The organism is Pseudomonas sp. TCU-HL1 (genome assembly GCF_001708505.1).
GTDB lineage: Bacteria > Pseudomonadota > Gammaproteobacteria > Pseudomonadales > Pseudomonadaceae > Metapseudomonas.
Genome location: NZ_CP015992.1, coordinates 2,553,080 through 2,574,834, shown reverse-complemented (window position 1 = coordinate 2,574,834; position 21,755 = coordinate 2,553,080). Strand labels below are relative to the sequence as shown.

General features: G+C 64.1%; 16 protein-coding genes and 2 pseudogenes. 7 read left to right on the top strand and 11 right to left on the bottom strand.

What is annotated here, in order from left to right:
- Positions 1-37 precede the first annotated feature (37 nt).
- Positions 38-292 (bottom strand): annotated as a pseudogene (locus THL1_RS30615) (PAAR domain-containing protein); the annotation flags it as partial.
- A gap of 247 nt (positions 293-539) precedes the next feature.
- Here THL1_RS30615 and THL1_RS11915 point away from each other — a divergent pair.
- Positions 540-869, top strand: a pseudogene (locus THL1_RS11915) (chemotaxis protein); the annotation flags it as partial.
- 181 nt (positions 870-1,050) lie between these two features.
- The gene (locus THL1_RS11910) at positions 1,051-2,280 is read left to right on the top strand and encodes a DUF3422 domain-containing protein (protein ID WP_069083463.1); all 1,230 of its coding nucleotides are present in this window, start codon (positions 1,051-1,053) and stop codon (positions 2,278-2,280) included.
- Positions 2,281-2,647: 367 nt separating this feature from the next.
- Here the strand turns inward: THL1_RS11910 and THL1_RS11905 are convergent, their stop codons facing one another.
- Positions 2,648-3,358 (bottom strand): lipoyl protein ligase domain-containing protein, encoded by a 711-nt coding sequence (locus THL1_RS11905; protein ID WP_069083462.1) that lies wholly within the window; start codon positions 3,356-3,358, stop codon positions 2,648-2,650.
- A 325-nt stretch (positions 3,359-3,683) separates the two neighbouring features.
- Here THL1_RS11905 and THL1_RS11900 point away from each other — a divergent pair, with 325 nt between their 5' ends.
- Positions 3,684-5,567: a multicopper oxidase family protein gene (locus THL1_RS11900; RefSeq protein WP_083245867.1), complete on the top strand. Its 1,884-nt coding sequence runs from the start codon at positions 3,684-3,686 to the stop codon at positions 5,565-5,567.
- A gap of 37 nt (positions 5,568-5,604) precedes the next feature.
- Positions 5,605-6,273 (top strand): SCO family protein, encoded by a 669-nt coding sequence (locus tag THL1_RS11895; RefSeq protein ID WP_069083461.1) that lies wholly within the window; start codon positions 5,605-5,607, stop codon positions 6,271-6,273.
- Positions 6,274-6,413: 140 nt separating this feature from the next.
- On the opposite strand, the gene THL1_RS11890 is transcribed toward THL1_RS11895, so the two are convergent.
- The 8 genes from THL1_RS11890 to THL1_RS11855 form a co-directional block, all read right to left on the bottom strand.
- Entirely contained in the window at positions 6,414-7,163 is a 750-nt protein-coding gene (locus tag THL1_RS11890; RefSeq protein WP_069083460.1) for a class I SAM-dependent methyltransferase, read from the bottom strand.
- A 188-nt stretch (positions 7,164-7,351) separates the two neighbouring features.
- Positions 7,352-8,509 (bottom strand): MalM family protein, encoded by a 1,158-nt coding sequence (locus tag THL1_RS11885; RefSeq protein ID WP_069083459.1) that lies wholly within the window; start codon positions 8,507-8,509, stop codon positions 7,352-7,354.
- A complete protein-coding gene (locus THL1_RS11880) occupies positions 8,509-10,101 on the bottom strand; it encodes an outer membrane protein transport protein (protein ID WP_145928288.1) in 1,593 nt (530 codons plus the stop codon). Before THL1_RS11880 ends, THL1_RS11885 begins: the two co-directional genes overlap by 1 nt.
- An 18-nt stretch (positions 10,102-10,119) precedes the next feature.
- Positions 10,120-11,124 (bottom strand): transporter, encoded by a 1,005-nt coding sequence (locus THL1_RS11875; RefSeq protein WP_069083458.1) that lies wholly within the window; start codon positions 11,122-11,124, stop codon positions 10,120-10,122.
- A 37-nt stretch (positions 11,125-11,161) separates the two neighbouring features.
- Positions 11,162-11,923 (bottom strand): C39 family peptidase, encoded by a 762-nt coding sequence (locus THL1_RS11870; protein WP_069083457.1) that lies wholly within the window; start codon positions 11,921-11,923, stop codon positions 11,162-11,164.
- A gap of 87 nt (positions 11,924-12,010) precedes the next feature.
- A complete protein-coding gene (locus THL1_RS11865; RefSeq protein WP_069083456.1) occupies positions 12,011-12,463 on the bottom strand; it encodes a DUF6160 family protein in 453 nt (150 codons plus the stop codon).
- 229 nt (positions 12,464-12,692) lie between these two features.
- Positions 12,693-15,404, bottom strand: a complete 2,712-nt coding sequence (locus tag THL1_RS11860; protein ID WP_069083455.1) for a helix-turn-helix transcriptional regulator — start codon at positions 15,402-15,404, stop codon at positions 12,693-12,695.
- Positions 15,401-18,115 (bottom strand): LuxR C-terminal-related transcriptional regulator, encoded by a 2,715-nt coding sequence (locus THL1_RS11855; protein WP_237234791.1) that lies wholly within the window; start codon positions 18,113-18,115, stop codon positions 15,401-15,403. Before THL1_RS11855 ends, THL1_RS11860 begins: the two co-directional genes overlap by 4 nt.
- A gap of 164 nt (positions 18,116-18,279) precedes the next feature.
- Between THL1_RS11855 and pabB the strand changes: the two genes are divergently transcribed.
- Complete coding sequence (gene pabB / locus THL1_RS11850; protein ID WP_069083454.1) at positions 18,280-19,629, top strand: aminodeoxychorismate synthase component I; 1,350 nt, start codon at positions 18,280-18,282, stop codon at positions 19,627-19,629.
- 142 nt (positions 19,630-19,771) lie between these two features.
- On the opposite strand, the gene thrH is transcribed toward pabB, so the two are convergent.
- A complete protein-coding gene (gene thrH, locus THL1_RS11845; RefSeq protein ID WP_069083453.1) occupies positions 19,772-20,389 on the bottom strand; it encodes a bifunctional phosphoserine phosphatase/homoserine phosphotransferase ThrH in 618 nt (205 codons plus the stop codon).
- A gap of 193 nt (positions 20,390-20,582) precedes the next feature.
- On the opposite strand from thrH, the gene THL1_RS11840 reads away from it, so the two are divergent.
- Both THL1_RS11840 and THL1_RS11835 read left to right on the top strand, forming a co-directional pair.
- The gene (locus THL1_RS11840) at positions 20,583-21,317 is read left to right on the top strand and encodes a phosphoadenylyl-sulfate reductase (protein ID WP_069083452.1); all 735 of its coding nucleotides are present in this window, start codon (positions 20,583-20,585) and stop codon (positions 21,315-21,317) included.
- Between the two features lie 4 nt (positions 21,318-21,321).
- Complete coding sequence (locus THL1_RS11835) at positions 21,322-21,675, top strand: hypothetical protein (protein ID WP_069083451.1); 354 nt, start codon at positions 21,322-21,324, stop codon at positions 21,673-21,675.
- The last annotated feature ends 80 nt before the right edge of the window (positions 21,676-21,755 follow it).

The window sequence follows — 21,755 nt, the reverse complement described above, 5'->3', positions numbered from 1 at the left end:
CGGCTGCGCCTCCCCACTCGCCGCAGCCCCACCCCACGCTGCCCTTCGAACCACTGGTAATCAGACTGGCTCCACAGGCGGTCTTCATGCCGTGCAGGGCCACCGGCGTACCGCCGACATCTTAGGTGGCGCTGCCTTCCACGATGGGGAAGACTCCCTTGCACTTGGGGCAAGCCACCATGTGACCAACGCCGGCGATGGGACGGCCGTTGAGGTCGGTGTTGGGAAAGCCCTGGGTGACCACGCCACCGTGGTCCGTCATATCCCCTTGGCGAACGATTTCCTGGCTCATTACAGCTCCTGTCGTTGGGTGGCCCCTATGGCTTCCGGGACTCGGCGTACTTCTTCCTGAAAATCAAGGCCGCCTTCCCCGGGAAAGCGCGATGAAACTTTTTTTGCCCTCAACCCGCGTACGAAGGCCAACTCGGGCCGTTGCTGCGGGACCGCGCCGAAGGTGAGCCGGGAGTCCCCCCTCTCCTCTTCAGGGAGAGGGGCCGGGGGAGAGGGTTATACCAAGTGCGGCATCAGCTTCGACCGGGGGCTGCCGAGGCGGTACCCGCGACGTGACCCAGGCCATGCAGGGCAGCCACGGCCTGGCCCAGGACAACGTCAGTCAGGTGCAGCAGGCGGTCGCGGCGCTGGAGCGCATCAGCGATGCCGTTAACCTGATCACCGAGATGAATTTGCAGATTGCAAGTGCCGCCGAAGAGCAAAGCAGCGTCGCAGAAGAGATCAATCGAAACGTCGAGGCCATTCGCGACGTGACCGAGTCGCTGTCCGGCCAGGCCGAGCAGTCCGCCCAGGTCAGTCGTCAGCTCAATGAGTTGGCCAATCATCAGCAAGGGCTGATGCAGCAGTTCAGCGCCTAGGAGTCCACAAGACTCAGGAGCGTCCCCAGGCGGCTTCGCCGCCACTTCCCGTCGCCACCGACCTGAGGAGCTACCCGCCCCGACTGGTCGGTGGCACTCCAGCCTTCCGCAACAACGGGTGTGACCGACGCCCGGGCAGGCCGCGTCATTCAGAAAAACCTACCTGCCCGCAGAAGTCTCCATGCACCCACTTCGCAAAGCCCTGCACAACGAGTTGCACTCGCGCCCGTCGATCTATTTCCAGGATCCGGCCAACGTCTATCACTTCGCCTTCGCCGATGCCGAGGATGTCTGCGATGCCCTGGTCGAACGCCTCAACCAGGCTGCCGATGCACCGCTGGCGAGCAATGGTTCCCAGGGTCTGCTGCGGATGGGCGAGAACACCCTGAAATGGGAGCGCCACACGGAATTCTTCACCCTGACCCTGGTGGTGCCGCGCGCACCGGGCGACGCCTTCTGGCCGCCCCTGCCCGAGGTGCTGGAAAGCCTGGTGGCCGACCACCGCCACTTACTGATCAATGCCGACCAGGTGCTGGTGGAGTCCGAGGCGAACTGGGCTGGCGAGACGTCGGCCTATGGCTTCAAGGACCCTTCGGGTTCCACCCTGGGCGGCGGCGATGCCATCGCCTGGTCGGACTTCCGCCTGACCGAAGAGGGTGTGAACCGCATCCTGCTGGTCAATCGCCGGCTCAATGCCTATCGCCTGGGCCGGATGATCCGTCGCCTGCTGGAAATCGAGACCTACCGGATGATGGCCTCGCTCACCCTGCCGGTCGCCCAGGCGGTGAGCCTGCAGTTGAAGGAGTACGACAAGGCACTGGCCGCCCTTTCCGACCGCAACGCCGAGGGCAAGAGCAGCGCCAAGACCCTGTCGGCCGACATTGCCGCACTCTCCGCGCGCATCGTCCGCAGTACCGCACGTACCCGCCAGCGCTTCAGCGCCACCGAGGCCTATGCGCAGATCGTCTTCGAGCGCATCACCGAACTGCGCGAATCCCACGTTGGCGATTGCCAGCGCCTGGGGGTGTTCATCGAACGCCGCTTCCGTCCCACGGTTCGCTACTGCGTCGCCACAGACCAGCGCCTGGTTCGCCTGGGGCAAAGCGTCGCCAACCTGGGCGATCTGCTGCAGGCGCGGGTCCAGGTGGAAGTGGAAGAACAGAACTCCGAGATCCTGCGCAGCCTGAATGCCCGCGCCGATACCCAGATCAAGATCCAGAAGGCCGTGGAAGGCCTGTCGATCATCGCCATCAGCTACTACCTGCTGAGCCTGTTCAAGTTGTTCTACGGCGGCCTGCACACCCTAGGGCTGCAGGTCTCGCCGAGAACGGCGATTTTCGTGCTGACGCCGGTGGTGGCGTTGATTCTCGGCGGGATATTCCTGCGCATCAGGAAGGCGAAGGGGCATTGATCGCTGCCGTTTGAGGTGGCAACTGCCGTAGGGTGCTTGTGGGAGCGAATTCATTCGCGACGGACCGGCGCCCTCACCCCAACCCTCTCCCAGCGGGAGAGGGAGCGTTTCCGTGCCAGACGTTGCACTGGCATTCAGGGACAGAAATCGCAAAAAAAGACCCGGCAATTTGCCGGGTCAATAACCGTGATTAGCCTGATGAGGAGATAATCTGATGAGTCCGAAATCTGGGCTTGTCAGCTTATCCAGCTGGCCGCGAGGCCAGTGGTTGGAATAATAATGATTCTCATTGTTCGGTCAAGCAATATCTGCTCACAAATGTGAATCAGTTCCATTTAGTGATCAACGGTTCTCTTCTCCACCCCTCTCAATCCAGTACCAATCCGGCGTCGGCCAGCGTCCGGCGGTAGCATTCGCGCAGCGGCTCCAGGCGATGCCACACCTGCCCCACGGATTCATCCAGGGCGATATGGCTGCTGGCACGGACGCGATCGTCCAGGCCGCACCCCTGATAGAAGGTGTTCACCACTTCGACCATGGGCTCGCGCTGGTTTTCCATCAGCACGGCACCGTGGGCCAGCACCACATGGCGACCGTCTTCGCGGCGGCGACGCCAGCGCTGGGCGGTGCCCACCAGCTTGCGTGCCGCGACGGTGACGTTGTAGCGGCCGTCGCAGAAGGCGCCGTCCACCTCGCCCAGCCCGCCTTCCAGCCCCATGCCGGCCAGCCAGTCGAGCATGGGCTGGCACAGACGCAGGTAGGCGCTCTCGATGCGGGTCAGTTCGCTTTCCTTCGGTGGCAAGGCATATGCCAGGGCGACATTGAGCACGGCCGGCGACTGCGGCACCGGCTCGCCACCGCTGTCGCGCAGGGCGATGGGCCAACCCAGGGCAACGCAGTCCGCTTCGGCGGCGGAAAAGCCCGCCAGCCGGCTCATGCGCTGGGGCATCACCAGTGCCGCCTCATTCGGCCGCCACATCAGCAGCCCGCACTCCCGCTCGCCACGCTGGACGCGGTCCAGCAACTGGCGCTCCGCATCCAGGCCCTCGACGACGGCGAACCGTGAAATCTGCTGCATGCATCCTCCTGCACAGTGTCAACTTTCAAGCGGACCAGTAACGCCAAGGTTTTGCCGCACTAAGTCATTAATATGTTTGTACTTTCATACCGCTCGTATCCCTGCTTCGGCCGCCAGTCCGCAAGGCCCGTTTTCATCTATCCGGATGATGGCACGCAGGCATTGCCTCCTATACGTTTGTTTCAACCTGTTTCGAGAGCGCTGCACCCTCCTCCCACCGGCAATCACGACAGAGCCCAAAAGGCCGACCGGTTCGAGGTGCTCCTGAATTGGTTAGAGCGATCGAAAAATCTCACCGTCCATCAAGCTGTGGAGGACCGCAGCCGTGAAGATCAGTCGCTTGAGATTCAAGGGAGCCCCACTCGTCGCCAGCCTGTCCACGGACGACGCCACCCACCAACCCGAACTCGCCCTCGATAACGCCAACCGCCGCTCGTTCCTCAAATGGTCCGCTGCCGCCAGCGCGTTGCCCTTGCTGCTCGCGGAAAGCGACAGCCAGGCCAAGGATAGCGACACCACCGATGTCCCCAGCCCGAGAACCAGGCCCTGGAAGGAGTTCCTGCCCAACCAGATGAGCCCGCTGAACCCGGTCGGCGTTCTCCATGGCTCCGACGGCGTGCAGGTAGTCGCCCCAACCGCCAACGCCGACGCCGAGCACGGCGAATGCGGTCGCAAGCCGCACCAGCGCTACGACCAGTTGGGCGCCAATCCGACCCTTTATGAAATCAACGTGGTGGAACGTCCATGGAAGGCTCACCCGGACCTGCCGGAAATCAAGGTCTGGAGCTACCGCGCGGCCGATTCCACGCCGGAGAGCTTCAGCCCGATCATCTTCGCCCGCTACGGCCAGCCGGTGCTCTGCCGCTTCCACTGCAAGCTGCCCAAGGATCACAAGGGTGTTGGGGTGCCCTATATCTCGGTGCACCTGCACAACTTGCACTGCCCCTCGGAAAGTGACGGTTTCCCCGGTGACTTCTTCAGTGCCAACAAGCAGGGCCTGACCCTGGACTACAAGGGCGAGTACAAGGACCACTTCTACCCCAACGTCTACGCCGGCCTGGATGAAATGCAGAACGGCATCGGCGACTACCGCGAGGCGCTCGGCACCCTGTGGTTCCACGACCACACCTGGCAGGCCACGTCGCAAAACGTGGTACGCGGGATGTTCGGCTTCTACGTCCTATTCGACCACCTGGATTCCGGCGACGAGAAGGACCCGAGCCCCGAAGCCCTGCGCCTGCCCAGCTTCCCGTACGACTACATGCTGAGCTTCAACGACATGCGCTTTGACTCGAAGGGCCAGCTCGTATTCGACCGTTTCAGCCCCGACGGCACCTTGGGCGACAAGACGCTGGTCAACGGCAAGATCGAGCCAGTGCTGCGTGTGGCCCGGCGCAAATACCGCCTGCGCCTGCTGAATGCCGGCCCGTCGCGCTTCTATGAGTTCTACCTGAACGACAGCAAGGGCAAGGCGCAGACCTTCACCTACATTGCCAACGACGGCAACCTGCTGCCCGCGCCCATTCGCAATATGGGCAAGGTGCATCTGGGCGTCGCCGAGCGGGCCGACCTGGTGGTGGACTTCTCCAGGTACCCCATCGGCACCCAGCTGTTCCTCACCAACCGCCTGATCCAGGACACCACCAAGGGGCCGGACAACGTGAGCGGCTCCGGCACCAAGGTGCTCAAGCTGCTGGTGGATCGTGACCCGCCGGAGCAGGACCTCAGCCAGGTGCCTGACGTGCTGCGCCCGTTGCGCCCGCTGTGCGATGAAGAGATCGCGCAGGCCAAGGTGCGCCGCTGGGTGTTCGACCGCAAGGGCGGCGAATGGGCGGTGAACGGCAAGCCGGAAAACATCCTCGACACCAGCGCCAAGATCGGCAAGGGCGAGTGCGAGATCTGGGAACTGGTCAACGAGAGCGGCGGTTGGCAGCACCCGGTGCATATTCACTTCGAGGAAGGCCGCATCCTCAGCAAAACGGTCAACGGCCTGCCCGTGGCCATTCCGGAACACGAACGAGGGCGCAAGGACGTCTATGTGCTCGGCAAGAACGAGGCGGTCAGGGTGTTCATGCGCTTCCGCGATTTCACCGGCAAGTACGTCATGCACTGCCACAACGTGATCCACGAGGACCACGGCATGATGTTGCGCTGGGACATCGAGGACGACACACCGCCCGAACCGCCAGCCGGGTGCGGCGTCAGCTGAGCCACAGCCAACCTTCGATCGTGACTGGAGATGCCAGATGAACACTCGCAGAAACCTGCTGTTCGGCGCCGGTGTGGCTGCCGCAGGCCTGGCCGCGCTGGGTAGTGGCCTAGTCGCTCGCCCCTGGGGCGCCCCTGAGCCGGAGTACGCCGAAGGCGACAGCTTCGGCGCCCGCTACTTCCCCAACGTCGCGCTCTACACCCACCTGGGCAAACGCGTGAAGCTCTACGACGACCTCATGCGCGACAAGGTGGTGGCCTTCAACATGATGTACACGCTGTGCGGCGGCCTCTGCCCCACCATGACTTCCAACCTGCGCGGCACCCAGAAGCTCCTGGGCGACCGCGCCGGACGGGATGTCTTCATGTACTCCATTACCCTGCAGCCAGAGCTGGATACACCGGAGGTTCTTCGGGAATACGCCGAGTCCCACCATGTGGGGCCGGGCTGGCTGTTCCTGACCGGCGACCCGGCGGACCTGGAGAAGCTGCGGCGCAAGCTGGGCTTCTATGACCCGGACCCGGTGGTCGATGCCGACCGCACCACGCACATCCGCATGGTGCGCATCGGTAACGACCGCTTCGATCAGTGGACCATGGCCTCGGCCCGTTCCCAACCCGAGCAACTGGTGGCGGCGATCAACATGGTGGACCGGTCGGTGGATTTCACCTCGCACAATGGGAAGGATGCGAGCTTGCCGGCTTGAGGCCAGGGCTGCTGGGGTTCATTTGTAGGAGCGATTTCAATCGCGATGCAGGACACAATCCTGCCGGAGATTAGCCCGGTCGGCTGCGCCCCCTCTTCGCGAATGAATTCGCTCCCACAACAGATGAGCCCCCAGGCTCGTCAGCTCACTCTGCCCAGATTCACCACCAACGGCCAGCTCACCCGGCGGATGCTGGCCGGGTCGCCCCAGGCTTGCTGGAAGCGTTCGCGGAGCGGGTCGAGGGGGTTGCTGCCGTGGGTGGCCTGATAGGTCGCCAGAGCCGACCAGCTTTCCAGGTAGCCCAGCAGGCGCGCAAGGTCCCACTGTGCGTCGAGGGTAAAGGGCGACACCTCGATGCGCTCGAAGGGGAATGGCAGGGTCCTATAACCCTGTTCCACGTGCTTGCGCCCTTCGGCCCAGTAGCTGCCGAGAATGTCGTGATAGAGGTGGCTGACCAGCGCATCCACCTCGGGCGTGATCGACGTGAGGTTGTAGGAGATCACCGCCAGCAGCCCGCCCGGCCGGCTCACCCGTCGCACCTCTGCATAGAAACATTCCAGGTCGAACCAGTGCAGCGCCTGCGCCACCACGGTCAGGGACACGCTGGCATTAGCCAGCGACGTCTGCTCCGCCGGTTCACAGCGGTAGTCGATGTTGGCGGCCGGCTCGGCCTTGGCCAGTTGCTGCGCACTCACATCGGTGCCCACCACGCGCTGGAAATGCCGGGCCAGATCGACGGTCGCCTGGCCGCTGCCGCAGCCACAGTCCCAGGCTAGCGCCAGGTCCGGTGCCTGCTGGCTGAGCCAGGCGATCAGGACGGGGTCGTAGGTGGGCCGGTTGGCGCGATAAGCGTCGGAATTGCGGGTGAAGAGCGCACGGGTGTCGGACATGGCAGGAAATCCGTTTCGGGTCGCAGGGAGGTGCCAGCATAGCGCGGCTGGGCCTGCACCGTGCGCCTGTCCTTGTGGGAGCGAATTCATTCGCGAAACCCGGCAGGCGCTCCGGGATGCGGACTGCGCTGCAGTCCGTCGCGATTGAAATCGCTCCCACAGGACGGTTCGCCGGCTGGCTCGCGTCGTTATTTCACGATCGCCAGTTCGAACGAGCCCTGGTCGCCGTGCTCGTGTACCTGCATGCCTGACTCGCTCAGGGCCAGGTTCTGCATCGGTCGTTTGAAGGGTTTGTTGTCCAGCGTCTGCAGGCTGCGGTCTTCATCCGTGGTCAACAGCAGGACATAGCGTTCGCCCTGGTTGGCGCGAACCTGCACCGTGCCTTCGATGAAGGCGTAGCGGTACCAGGTTTCGCCGTGGAGCTGGTAGACGGCGTCGCTCACCAGGCGGGTCGGGCGCTTGGCTTCGTCGAGGAAGAGTAGCGAGGGGTAGACCACCTGGCGGTTGGCGAAACTGCGGATGCGCAGGCCATAGCTGTGCTGGGAACGCGGCAGCTTGAGGGCGCTGTAGTAGCTGCGGCCCATGGGAAAGTCGAAGCTGGGCGAGAGGTTGTTCAGCTCCTCATAGCGCGGCTCCGCAGTCGACACCTCGGTGAAGGCTTCGTCCGGGAGCTGGCCGCAACAGCGGTCCACCAGGCTCTGGTAGAGCGCCTCACCCTGCGCTTCGCTGCCCGCCAGCAGGGCCTTCATCGCGGCAGTGGGCTGGCCGTCCAGAGCTGGCAGGCCTGCGGCCTTGCGCTGGAACTCCATCTCGCGCGCTTCGGTGTAGGCAATGGGGCCGGGCCGCTCCGCGTCGCGTCCTTCGTCCCGGCCACGCGCCGGTGCAGGCGAGTTGTGGGTGCGGCCCTGCTCGTCGACCCAGGTGAAATAGGCCACGCCCTGCTCCGGCCGGGAGTAGCCGCGCCCTTCGAGTACGTCGGAGTCGATGTATTCCTCCGATCGCTGGCCGTTCGGCAAGGTGAAGTTGCGCTGTCCGGACTCCACCTGCCCTGCCGCATAGAAGCTGTTCTGCAAGTTGCCGCTGGCATCCACCCAGGTGAAGTAGCGCCGCTTGCTCTCGCCAGCCGTGGCGCCGCCGGGCCAGAGCGTGCCATCGCCATCCTTGAGGCGCGCCTGGTCGCTCTGGGCGATGCGTTTGGCGGCCTGGCGCTGCTGCTCGCTGTAGCGGGTATCGACGAAGGTGTTGTGCACCCTGCCCTGCTCGTCGATCCAGGTCAGGTAGCGGCCACTGCTGGCCTGGGTGGTGCAGGCAAGAGTCAGGGCGATAAACAGGATGGGCGCTTTCATCAGAAGGTCGTCTGGTAGGTCAGGGCCAGGATGTAGGCTTTCACCGAGGTCTCGACGCTCTGGCCCGCGTAGGGGTTGTAGACCAGGTTGTCGATACCGGTGCAGTTGAGGTTGCAACTGCTGTCAGCCCGGGTTTTCTGCTGGGTGGTGAAGTAGTTGAAGCCGATGTCGATGTTGGTGTCCTTGTCCCAGCGGTAGCCCAGGCCCAGGCCGTACAGGTGGGCATCACCGATGGGCGCGAGCACGTCGGCCTTGTCGTCGGGAATCGCCGAGGGGCGCCATTCGTAGCCGGCGCGCAGCGCCAGCCGGTCGGTCCACTGGTACTGCACGCCGAGCGCCCAGCTCCAGGTGTCACGGTAGCCGCGGTCAAGGATGATGCTGTGGCTGGTGGCGTTGCCGCCGCCGAAGTTCTTGGCGATGCGCAGCAGGTCCAGCTCGCGGTCGAACTCGATCTCGAACTCGTTCCAGTCGCTGTAGCCGCTCCACTTCAGGTCGAAGTTGACCTGCCAGCGATCAAAGGGCACGAGCTTGATGCCGGTGGAGAAGTTGTCCGGGTAGGTCATGTCGAGCGATGCGTTGCCGACTTCCTCGTCGACATTGCCAAGCGGGAACAGCGGGCTCAGCACCTGGCCGAAGAGCGAGGACTGCAGGCCGGACCAGAAGCCCTGCCAGTCCTTGCTGTAGTCCACCCGGTACTTGCCTTGAAGGTGCATGCGCGCCTCGCTCTGGTAGGTCGCGCCCCAGGCGAACCAGTCGGTGGGCTCCCAGAGAAAACCGATGTTCCAGGTCGGCGAAAGCGACTGCTGCAGGTCCAGGTCCATGTTGGCCAGGGTGTCGAAGGGGCCGATCTTGCCGCCACAGACGTTGATCAGGCCCGACACCACTTCCCCCATTCCCGGCAGGCAGAGGAACTCGTTGAACAGCCGGGTCAGTCCGGTGAGGAAGCCGGGGTTGCGGAAGTCCTGGTTGAGCGCCATGGCCTGGTGGGAAAAGCCGATGGACAGGCCGAGCGCCAGTTCGTCGTTCACCTGGTAACCCACCGAGGGTGAGAAGTAGGTGATGCGCTGCAAGGCCACTTCGCGCCCCTGGTAGCGGGCCGGATCGCTGTCGGAGTCCCGCGAGTAGCCCAGGGCCATGGGCGCGTAGACGTTGGTGGCGAAGGTGAACTTGGAGCCGGGCGGGTTGATCGACAGTCCCGCCAGTGGCGCAAACAGCACCGGCACCTCGGTCATGCCGCCCATGCCGGGCAGGTACATGGCGGGGGTCAGGGTGCGGCTGCTGCGGTTGGCCACCGGGTCGTCGTCGTAGCCGAGGAAGCCGTAGTCTTCGGGTGCTTCGAACCCGGCGCGGATATCCATCACCCCGGTCAGGAGCTTCACCGTGGTCTGGCGACCCTTGAGCTTGGTCAGGGCGGCCGGGTTGTAGTGCACCGCATCGATCCCGGAAGAGTCGGCGGTGATGGCGTTGCCCATGGCCATGGCCTTGGGGTTGCCGATGGTCAGGTCGTTGGCCAGTTGCGCCTGCGCCAGGCCCACCCAGCACAGGCCGACCCCGGCAATCGCCCACGCAAGCGGCGAAAGATGCATGCTCATGAAGTGCTCGCTCGCCGGTTACTGGGCCTTGAGGCCTTTGATGTCGAGGGGAACGGAAAGCCCCAGGAGCACGTCCGGAGAATCCTCGGTCATACCGAAGCCGGCGTTGATGTTGACGATGTAGTCCGGCGACGTTCGCAGGCCGAGTGAGAAGTTCATGATCGAACTGGTCTGCTCGGTGCCTTCCAGGTTGGCGTTCTGGAACTTGTAGGTCGGCTTCATCGTGTAGGCCATCTGGTAGGAGGTGGCCAGGGACACGTCGTAGGAAAGCGCATAGGCAAAGCCCATGCTGAAGTTCAGCGTGTCGCCCGGCTCCACGTCTTCCAGGATGCGCCCGCCGCGCATCTGGTGAATGTCGCGCACCGGCAGGTTGTAGGTGTATCCGACCGAGCCGAAGAGCACGACCGGGTCGATGACGTAGGACATGTTGGCGCCTACGCCCAGGCTGTAGTAGCCGTTGCCGGTCGACAGGTCGTTCTCGGAATTGATGTCGTAGGGGCTTTCGCCGGTGGGCAAGCCGAGGGTGGCGAAGAGCGTGGTGACCGGGCGGCCACGGGTGGACGACCAGGGCTGCCAGCGCAGGCTCGCGGAGATGTCGCCCAGGCTGTAGACGTTCAGGTCGCGCTCGGTGTCGTACTTGGCGACGAAGGGCAGGCGCACGCTGAAGGTCAGGTTGTCCCACACGCCATAGTCGAACGTGAAGGAGTTGGTGAAGGTGTGCTGGGCTTCGCTCTGGCTGAGCACGCTGTAGATGTTGGAGCCCGTGCGGAAGGTTTCGATCTGGGTATCGCGCACCAGCGAATAGTCGACCCCGTAGGTGAGTGTGCGCTCGCCCTTCTTCAGGAGCGTGTAGCTCTTCTCGGACGCCTGGAAGACCTCCTCCAGCGCCTTGGCGCTATCGGCGTCATCGTCCTTCTTGCTCAGCGCATCACGCGCGTCGTCCACCGAGGCTTCCTCGGCATGCAGCGGCAGACTGGTACAGAGCACCAGCATGGCCAGCCATGCGTATTCCCTTGGTCCCATGGTGCTATCCCCAGGTCTTTCTTGTTATGAGCGGGTGTCACTTGCGACGGATGTAGCGGATATCGCCCCCCGAACCCAGTTCGTCAATTTCGTTCTGGGTGAATTTGGTGATCTGCGGAAACTCCTGGAACGCCAGCAGGCTGACGATGCGGTCGTCCACCAGGCGCAGGTCGCGCTCGGTGAGGGCCATGGCGTTCTGCGGTTCATTGCCCGAGGGGAAGATCACGAAGAGGACGTTCTGGTCCCAGATTTCCTCGAAACGGGTACGGGTGAAACTGATGTTGCCAAGTGCGGGGTCCGCGACGAATACGTGGTCGTTGTAGACGTCGCGCACCACCACGAAATGCTTGAAGCCGCCATAGTGGATCGGAACGATGGCCGGGTGTTCCAGGGCGTCGAGGTCGGCGAACTCGGCACGGAAGCCGCCGCTCTTGTAACCCAGCGCACTGACGAAGCGCTTCATGTCCAGCAGCGAGAAGCCACGACGCTCGACGATCTTGTCGGCTTCGCCGTAGCGCAGCAGGCCTTCCATCACCTGGCGTTCTTCCAGGTTCCGGCCCAGGTAGTAGTCCAGCAGGCTGGTCAGCGCGGCAGAGCCGCAGCTGTAGTCGTATGCCTGGCGGATGACGTTGCGGAACTGCAACTGGCTCATCGGCTCGACCATCGCGGTTTCGCGATAGGGGCCATTGGGCGAGAGCGGCTGGCTGATATTCACCGAGCCTTGCGGCTGCGGCTTGGTATCCACCGCCTGGGTGAAGCCGAACAGACCCAGCAAACTGCCAACCAGGATTTCGATCATTGCCGTTCCGACTACTCGACTCGTTGCGGGGAAAGGCCCCGCCGAAGGGGCGACGGGGCTTTCCGGGTTACAGGATAAACGCGGCTGTCAGTGGCCCCAGACCTTGAGGGTGGAGCCGGACATGTTCATGCCGTTGACGGCCAGGGAGCCGATGCTGGCGGCACTGGCGTCGCCCACGCGGATGGCGCCCACCGAGAGCTGGCCGGTGATCGCCGGCAGGCTGATCTGCAGTTTGTCGTTGCCGCCAGCGCCACCGTCGATCACGTCGATCTTCAGCGGATCGCTGTCGAGGATGTCAAAGCCGGTGAAGGACACGGTTTCCAGACGCAGGGTGCCGGCGGTGGTGGTGGTGCCACTGGTTTCAGTGTCGGTGTAGACGATGCTGCCGATGGAGCCGTTGAAGCTACCCGAGATGCTGATGCCGTCCTGGCCGGTCACACCGGACAGAGCGGAATCGTCCATGGCCTTGAGGTCGGCCTGGGCCATGAACGGAGCGGCGAGTACAGCAGCGGCCAGAGCCAGTTGTTTGAAGCTTTTCATTCTTTTTATCTCCAAAGTTCACAGGTGGGTTGCCCCAGGGCGTGCCGTCGACTCCTGTCATCGGCAGCTGGACCGGCTCACGCCGATCTCCAGGCCGGACGCTGCTTCCTTAGTCGCGGCCGGCGAGGATTCGTGAAGCACCATGCTTCTCGACCTGGGAACAAAACTACTGAGCCCCTCCTCCGCTGCCAGCCCATCCAAGGGATGGAGGGCAATGGGGCTCCCCACCTCAGGCCTCGCTCAAGAGGCCCAGGCTCTTGCCTTTCAATACCGCCTGGGTCCGGCTGCGCACCCCGAGCTTGGCGAACAGGTTGTGCAGGTGCCACTTGATGGTGGCTTCGGACAGGTGCACCGCCTGGGCGATATCGCGGTTGGAAAGGCCGGCAGCGACATAGCGCAGGATTTCCCGCTCGCGATGACTAACATCCTGATTTTCATCAAAAGTTTCCGGGTCAACGGCAAGGCGGCGGCACTGCTCGCGCAGACTTTCGGCAACCCCCTGCCAAGCCCCCGCACGCTTGGGCTCGGCGGTGCGCCAGGCGTCCCAGAGCGGCAACAACCAGAGTGCGTCATCCTGGAACAGCCGACGGTAGCCCCGGCTCCAGGCCTCTTCCAGGGTGTTCTGGAACAGGGCGAAGGCTTTTTCGCTGTTACCTCTGCGCCAATACGCCACAGAAAGTAACAGCGACAGGCGCAGGCGACGGTCGCGCTGGTGTTCGTCCTGCTGCCGTGCCAGGCAACTCTCCAGACTGGCCTGGGCCCGCTCGGGGCGCCGCTCGGTCAGGGCCAGGCGCGCTTCGGTGAGGGCCAGCACCGTGTGGGCATCGGAATAGCGCGCCAGCGGCAGCACGGCCAGATGCTGCTGCAATTGCAGGCAGATGCGCTCGGCTTCGTTGGGCCGACGCATCCACAACAGAAACTGCACCTTGCACGCCATGCCATGGGCGAAGACCCGTTCGTAGCCGGCGCCCTGCAGGCCATCCAGCCATTCGTCGAGCTGGACCAGCGCCTGCTCCGCTTCGCCGGCAAAGAATCGCGCACGCGCCATCACCAGTTGACCGCGACTGATCAACTCGACCGGGGTCGCCACGTCGCGCCAGGTGGTGGCCAGGGGCAGTTCGGCGAGGATCGCGGCCTGGCGATCCTGCTCATACAGCAGGTCGGCGTAAGCCAGAGCCAGCGGCCCGCCTACCCGGCTGCGGCGACCGAACACTCGCTCCACGCGGGCACGCGCGGTTTCGGCAATGGCGCGACCACGCTCCAGCTCTCCACTTTCTTTGCAGATCAGCGCCTCGATCAGGCTGGTCATCACATGCAGGTATTCGCTGTCCACCCGCTTGAGGTTGTCACGGGCGACGGCGATGGCCCTGGCAGCTTCGCCAAACTCGCCCATCAACGCATAGGCCGCGGCCTGCACGCAGGCGAGACTGGCGCGGAACACCGGCTGGTTGTCCGGCACCATGGCCAACCACTGGCGGGCCACCTTGAGACAGGCCTCCAGCTTGTCCTGGTAGAGCATCACCAGAGCCTTGAGCACCTGGGAGGCGGCCAGCAGTTCGCCCAGACCGAAATGGATCACCTTGCCACGCCCTTGCAGCAGGCGGTTGCTGACTTCCTCGATCAGCGCTTCGGATTCGGCGAAGCGTTGCTCGAAGGCCAGTTGCCAGGCGTAGAAAATCTGGAACACGGGGTGCTCGCGAATAACCTCGGCGGGCACGCCCTTGAGCATGGACAGGATGCCGTAGACCCGGTTACCGGCAATCAGCCTCGCGCCCTGGCGCTCCAGCAGTTCGGCGGCAAAGGCAAAATCGCGGCCGCGCAGCGCGTACTTGATGGCACGGTCGGGCAGGTCGTGCCCTTCGCACCAGCGCGCCGCCGCGTGCAGCAGTGTTGCCGCATCGGTCTGGCGCGCCAGCCGGCCCTGCAGGTACTCGGCGAACAGATGGTGGTAACGGAACCACTCGCCCTGCTCGTCCAGCGGGATAATGAACAACTGCTCGCGCTGCAGGCGCATGAGCATGTCGAGGCCATCCCGTCGCCCGGTCAGGGCGTTGCACAGGTCGGCGCAGAATTCGTCCAGCACCGAGGTCTGGTCGAGGAACTGTCGCAACGCTTCGGGCAAGCTGTCGAGTACGTCTTCGGTCAGGTAGTCGGCGATGTTGCGTTCGGTCCCGCTGAGGCTGGCCAGGAACGCCGCGCGGTCGGGATGCCGGGCCAACGCCAGGCTGGCCAGGTGCAGTGCCGTGATCCAACCCTCGGTACGGGCATGGAGCTGGCGCACTTCGCTGCTGGACAGCGGCAGCTGATGCACTTCCCGGAAGTAGGCTTCGGTTTCCTCAAGCGTGAGCCGCAGGTCTTCGGCGTTCAGCAGCAGCGACTCGGCCTCGCCGAACGACAGGCGCGGTGTGAAGCGGGTGCTGCTGACCAGATGGACATGGGACGGCAGGTTTTCGATCAGGTAGCGAGCGCCCTGGTCCAGGGCCGCATGACGGATGCGATGGAAGTCATCGAGCATCAGGTAGAGCTCACCGTCGATGCGCTTGAGGTCGCCGACGAAGGCGTCGATCACCGCTTCGATGGGCCAGTTCACATCCCCCTGCAGCAGCCCGACGGTGTTGCCACCGAAGCCAGGCAAGGCGGCATCCACGGCGGCGACCAGGTACTGCAGCAAGCGCTGCGGTTCACTGTCGGCCTCATCACAGGAGAGCCAGGCAACGTGCGCCCCTTCCGCCTGCAGGTGCTGGCGGAACAGGCTGAGTATGGTGCTCTTGCCGAAACCGGCCGGGGCACTGAGCACCAGCACGCGGCGCGCTCGCGCAGTATGCAGGCGCTCGATCAGGGCCCGGCGCGGCAACACCGAGCGGCCGCCGGCGTCGGCCGGAAACAGCTTGGTGCGCAACAAGGGAATCTGGTGCGGGAGAGACAGGCAGAGGTCGGTCATGGTTCGAGCAGCCCCAGCTCGCGGGTACGCCGGATCGCCTGGGTCCGGTTACGCACCTTGAGCTTTTCGTAGATGTTGTGCAGGTGCCATTTGACGGTCCCCAGCGCCAGGGCGAGCTGCTGACCGATCTCTTCGTTGGACATTCCCTTGGCGGCCAGGCAGACCACTTCACGTTCGCGGTCGGTCAGGCCTTCTTCGAGCACATCCTGGGATTTGCGTGCGTCCTGGCCGGGCCAGATCGCCAGCAGGCCACGGATGAACCCCTGCAAGGCGGGCTGGCGTTCTGCCGACTCCAGCTGCTGGAGCAATTGGCGAATGGCTTCGCCTTCTTCGATGAACAGGCTGCGCGCGCCTTCGCGCTCGGCACAAAGCAGGCACTGCACCAGCAGGCTCTGGGCCCGTTCCTGGTAACCCAGGCGCTGGTAGCTGAGGGCCGCCAGCAGGTCCAAGCGCAGGCGTTGCAGGCCATGCCAGTTGGGCAGGAGCTTGCCGCGCAACTGGGTGATTTCGTGCAGGGCTTCACTGAAGTGGCCACGGGCCTGTTGCAGGCGCACGCGAATCAGCCCCTGCACCCAGAGCGTCGAGTTGGCGCCGTGCTGGCTGCCGCCACCGGCCAGTTTGTTCCAGTCCACACTCTTGAAGCGTTGCTCGGCGCGCTTGAGGCGGTCGGTGCCGGGTTCCTGGAGGAGCAGGGAAATCTCATCGGCCACGGCCCGCGCATAGAAGCGCCAGGACTGGTTGCGCGCGGCCAGGTTCTGCATCAGGACCAGTGTTGCCTGGGCCTCCCTGGGCTTGTCCCGCATGCGCTGAATGCGTGCCAGGAACAGCATGCCCTGGGCATAGATGTCGATTGGCCGAATGACGTCGATGTGGCTCAGCGCGGTGCCGAGGCGTTCTTCCAGCCCCTCCAGGCGGCCTTGCTGGTAAGCGATCAGGGATTCGACGATGACCGGCAGGGCCATGGCGCGGGATTTCTCGCCCAGATGCGGCGTGACCTGGGCGCGCATCTGCTCATAAAGCAGATGCGCCTGCTTCAACTGGCCCTGCTCAAGGGAAAGGAGGATTTCCACGTTGGCCAGTTGCATGTCCAGGTAACGGCCTTCGAGGAAGTGATTGCGCTGCTGGGCCAGGGCCAGCAGGCGACGGGCCTGGTCCGGCTGGGCCAGGATCACCAGGGCCATGGCGCCGATCACCAGGATGGCGACCTCGAGGAATGCCTGGTTGCGTCCGAGCTGGACCTCCACCCGGCGGGCAATGGATACGCAGAGGTCCAGGTCATCCTTCTGCAGGGCGATGGCCGCCTTGACCGCCAGGGTAGCCAGGTACTTGTCGCTCAATTGGGACTCAGCACGAGTCCCACCCCAACGGGCCAGCAGCTCGTCGAGCATCTGGTTGGCTTCCGGCAGGGCCATTTCCATGGCGCGGTTCCAGACGTCCGCCAGGATCAGCGTCGGGTAACGTTCGGCAATGTCATCCGGCACTTTCTGTCGCCAGCGGTAGATCTTGTTGAGCTGGCCGCGATTGATCAGTTCCAGGCCGCAACCGTCCACCAGGGCCGCGAGCATTTCCGGGTCCTCTGCGAGGCTGGCGTGCTCGATGGCCAGGTTCTGCATGTGGTGATTGGTGAACCAGAGACTGGCATTGAAGTGCAGCTGCTTGAGGCGCTCCGGGTCGCAGGCCTTGAGGCGGCTGCGCAGGAAGTCGGCGAACAAGTGATGGAAGCGATACCACTGGCGCTCGCGGTCCAGTGGCAAGAGGAACAGCTGCATGGTTTCCAGTCGTTCCAACAGCGCCTGACCATCCGGGCGACCGGTCAGCGCATTGGCCAGGTCGCCGCTGAGCTGGCTGGCGATCCCCAGGGCCAGCAAGGCGTCCTGCAAGTCGGCCGGCAGCTGTTCGAAGACACTGGCCAGCAGGTATTGGCCGACCGTGGCCTGGTCACTGCCCAGGCTCTCGATCTGTCCGGTGGCCTGAGGCTGGTGGCGCAACCACAGGCTCGCCAGCTGGACGCCTATCGCCCACCCTTCGGTATGGCTGTGCAACGCCGCCAATACGGCATCATCCAGTTGCAGGCCGGTACGGACGAGGTAATCACGGGTTTCTTCGGCGGTCAGGCGCAGCTCATCGAGGCCGATCTCCAGCAGCCAGCCCTTGGCACGCAGGGTGGCCAGGCTGAGCGGCGGCAGGGAGCGGCTGCCGACGGCCAGGCTGAAGCTGGCAGGAGCCAGGCGCACCAGGCGGCCGAGGGCGGAAAACAGCTCCGGGTCTTTGAGCAGGTGCAGGTCATCCAGCACCAGCAGAACCGGCCCGTTGAGCCGGGCAAGGTCCACCAGCAGGCTTTCCAGCACGGCGTTCACCGGCACCTGCATGGTGTTCTGCAGGTAGCCACGGGCGTAGTCACCGACGCCGGGCACGGCTTCACCGAGGGTCTTGATCAATTGCGGGAAGAAGCGCGCGGGATCGTCATCCTCGGCTTCAAGGGAAAACCAGGCCACTGCGCTGCCGGCAGCGCGACGTTGCTCGGCCAGGGCTGCGAGGGCGGTGGTCTTGCCAAACCCGGCGGGGGCCGAGAACAGCAGGAGGCGAGCATGAGGATGAGCGGCCAGGGCCGCCTGGACCTGGGGTCTTGGCAGGTAATCGGCAGATGCCTGCGGGGTCACGAGTTTGGAGCGCTGACGGCTACCGGCTGCGGGGTTGAGAACTGCGTCCACTGCCTGAATCCCTATATCGTTATCGTTGTGGAACAGGCATATATGCCCGTGGGATTGGTACATAAGTATCAGAATGCTTTTCCCTCGTAAACTTCGGAAAAGGCTCTAGGATCGACGCTACAGGCGGACTAGAATCCGCTCCTGCTCCCAGCCCGCGCGCCCCTATGCCTGACTGCCATTTGCACACCCTTCCGTATCACGAATCGCCCTGCGAACGCTTCAAGCGGGTCCGTCAGGCGCCCGGTGCCGTGCTGCTCGATGCTGGCCGCCCGGTGGCCACGCGTGGACGCTATGACCTATTCAGCGCTTGGCCATTGGCAGAACTTGCGCCGGTGCAGGGCGAATCGGCCAACGACTTCGCTCAGCGCCTGCGGAAGGCTCTGGCCAGCCTGGGCGAGGCCGGCCTGCCTGTGGGAATCGAACTGCCGTTCGTCGGCGGACTGGTCGGCTATCTGGCCTACGACTTCGGCCGCCGGGTGGAACAGTTGCCGGAAGCAGCCATCGACGACCTCGAATTGCCTGACGCCAAGTTGGGCCTCTATGCCTGGGCGCTAGTCAGCGATCATCAACTGCGCACCAGCCAGCTGGTGTTCCACCCCAGCCTTGCGCAAGCCGAGCGCGCACGCCTGATCGCCCTGTTCAGCGAGCCTGCCGAATCGGCATCCGCTCCGTTCCGCCTGCTGGCGCCCTTCCGGGCCAACCTGGACCAGACCCAGTACCGCAACGCCATCGAACGGGTGCAGGCGTATATCCAGGCCGGCGACTGCTATCAGGTGAATTTTACCCAGCGCTTCCAGGCCCCCTGCGAAGGCGACCCCTGGTCCGCCTACCAGGCATTGCGTGCGGCCTGCCCGACGCCATTCGCCGGCTATCAGGCGTTGAACGATGGGGGCGCCATCCTCAGCCTGTCGCCGGAGCGCTTCATCAAGGTCAGCGAGGGTCAGGTGGAAACCCGCCCGATCAAGGGCACCCGCCCCCGTGGCCAGACCCCGGAAGAAGACCGCGCCCAGGCGGACGAGCTGCTGGCCAGCCGCAAGGACCGCGCGGAAAACCTGATGATCGTCGACCTGCTGCGCAACGACCTGGGCCGCAGCTGCGCCATCGGTTCGGTCAAGGTGCCGGAGCTCTTTGCCCTGGAGAGCTACCCCAACGTGCACCATCTGGTCAGCGCCATCACCGGCCGCCTGGCCGCAGATAAGGATGCGCTGGACCTGATCACCGGCAGTTTCCCCGGAGGCTCCATCACCGGTGCGCCGAAAATCCGCGCCATGCAGATCATCGACGAGCTGGAACCCACGCGCCGCTCGATCTATTGCGGGTCCCTGCTCTACCTGGATGTGCGCGGCGAGCTGGACAGCTCCATCGCCATCCGCACCGTGCTGGTGAAGGACGGACAGGCCAGCTGCTGGGGCGGCGGCGGCATCGTCGCCGACTCCGACTGGCAGGAGGAATACCGGGAGTCCATCACCAAGGTGAAGGTGCTGATGCAGACACTGGAGGGGTTGGGGGAGTAAACCTTGTGGGAGCGAATTCATTCGCGAAACGGACCGGCACCGAGCCAGCAAACAGCCCCTCACCCCCGGCCCCTCTCCCAGTGGGAGAGGGGAGCAAAAACGAGAAAGCCCGCTATCGCGGGCTTTTTCATGGGCGGGACTCTCAGAGGCTCAGCTGACGGCTGGAGGCCTTGATGAACTCGCGCTTGAGGTCCTCAAAGGTGTGCACCGCCGGGAACTGCGGGAACTCGCGGATCACGTTCTCCGGCGCATGGAACAGGATACCGGCGTGGGCTTCGCTGAGCATGGTCGTGTCGTTGTAGGAGTCGCCTGCGGCGATCACGCGGTAGTAGAGGCTCTTGAAGGCGAGGACGGACTGGCGCTTGGGGTCTTTCTGGCGCAGCTGGTAGTCCACCACGCGATCGGTCTCGTCGGTAATCAGGCGGTGGCACAGCAGCGTCGGGAAACCGAGCTGACGCATCAGCGGCTGGGAGAACTCGTAGAAGGTGTCGGAAAGGATGACCACCTGGAAGCGCTCGCGCAGCCAGTCGACGAACTCGACGGCACCTTCCAGGGGCTTCAGGGTGGCGATCACTTCCTGGATGTCGGAGAGCTTCAGGCCATGCTCGTCGAGGATGCGCAGGCGCTGCTTCATCAGCACGTCGTAGTCCGGGATGTCCCGGGTGGTCGCCTTCAGCGCGTCGATTCCGGTTTTTTCCGCGAATGCGATCCAGATTTCCGGAACCAGTACACCTTCAAGGTCGAGACAGGCGATTTCCACGAGCGATTTCCCCGCATGGCTTTTGTGATTGGAGGCGGCACTCTAGCGACTAGCCCAGGACGGCGCAATGCAGCACTTATAACCATCGCAAGCAGTGATGCTTCCTCAAGGTTATTTAGGGGCATAACTCTGCTTTGCTAAAATGCGCGCCATAGAGCGCGCCCAGCGCCCCCCATAAAAGGAAGCCTGCCTGATGAGCCAACCCTTCGACGTCGCCGAACTGGCGGCAGCCTACGCCAACAAGTCCCCCCAGGACATTCTCAAACTGGCCTTCGAGCATTTCGGCGACGAGCTGTGGATCTCCTTCAGCGGTGCCGAAGACGTGGTGCTGGTGGACATGGCCTGGAAGCTGAACAAGAACGTCAAGGTGTTCAGCCTGGATACCGGTCGCCTGCACCCGGAGACCTACCGCTTCATCGAGCAGGTGCGCGAGCACTATGGCATCGCCATCGAGGTGCTGTCGCCGGACCCGCGACTGCTGGAACCCTTCGTCAAGGAAAAGGGCCTGTTCAGCTTCTTCAAGGATGGCCACGGCGAGTGCTGCGGCATCCGCAAGATCGAGCCGCTCAAGCGCAAGCTTGCCACCGTCAAGGCCTGGGCTACCGGCCAACGCCGCGATCAGAGCCCGGGCACGCGCTCCCAGGTGGCCGCACTGGAACTGGATGGCGCTTTCTCCACCCCGGAAAATCCGCTGTACAAGTTCAACCCACTGGCACAGATGACCAGCGAAGAAGTCTGGGCCTACATCCGCATGCTGGAAGTTCCCTACAACCCGCTGCATGAGCGCGGCTTCATCAGCATCGGCTGCGAGCCGTGCACCCGCCCGGTGCTGCCGAACCAGCACGAGCGCGAAGGCCGCTGGTGGTGGGAGGAAGCCACGCAGAAGGAATGCGGGCTGCACGCCGGCAACCTGATCAGCAAGGCCTGAGCCGATGCGCATCACCCTGGTGAAGAAAGTCCTGGCCGATGGCCAGGACTGCCGCAAATGCCGGGATGTGATGGAACGCCTGGAGCGCGGCGGCTACCTGGACAGGATCGACCGCATCCTGGTGGCCGACGAGCGCAACCCGGCCAGTGCCGGCTGGATGGCGGCCCAGCATTACGGCGTGGATACCGCGCCCTTCTTCGTGGTACGGCACGACGATGGCCGGGAGCAGGTGTACAGGGTATTCCTCGCCCTTGTCCGCGATGTACTGCAAGCGCCCCCGCACACTCCCGCCGCCCCGGATGACGAAGTGGCTCAACTCAAGGGCCTGGCCAACCGCGACGGCCTCGACCGACTCTGAGCTCCACCCCTCGTGCAGGACCGTAGGGTGCGCCGGCCAGGCGCTAGGGCCCTGTCCGAAGAATTCGAAAGCCGGTGCGC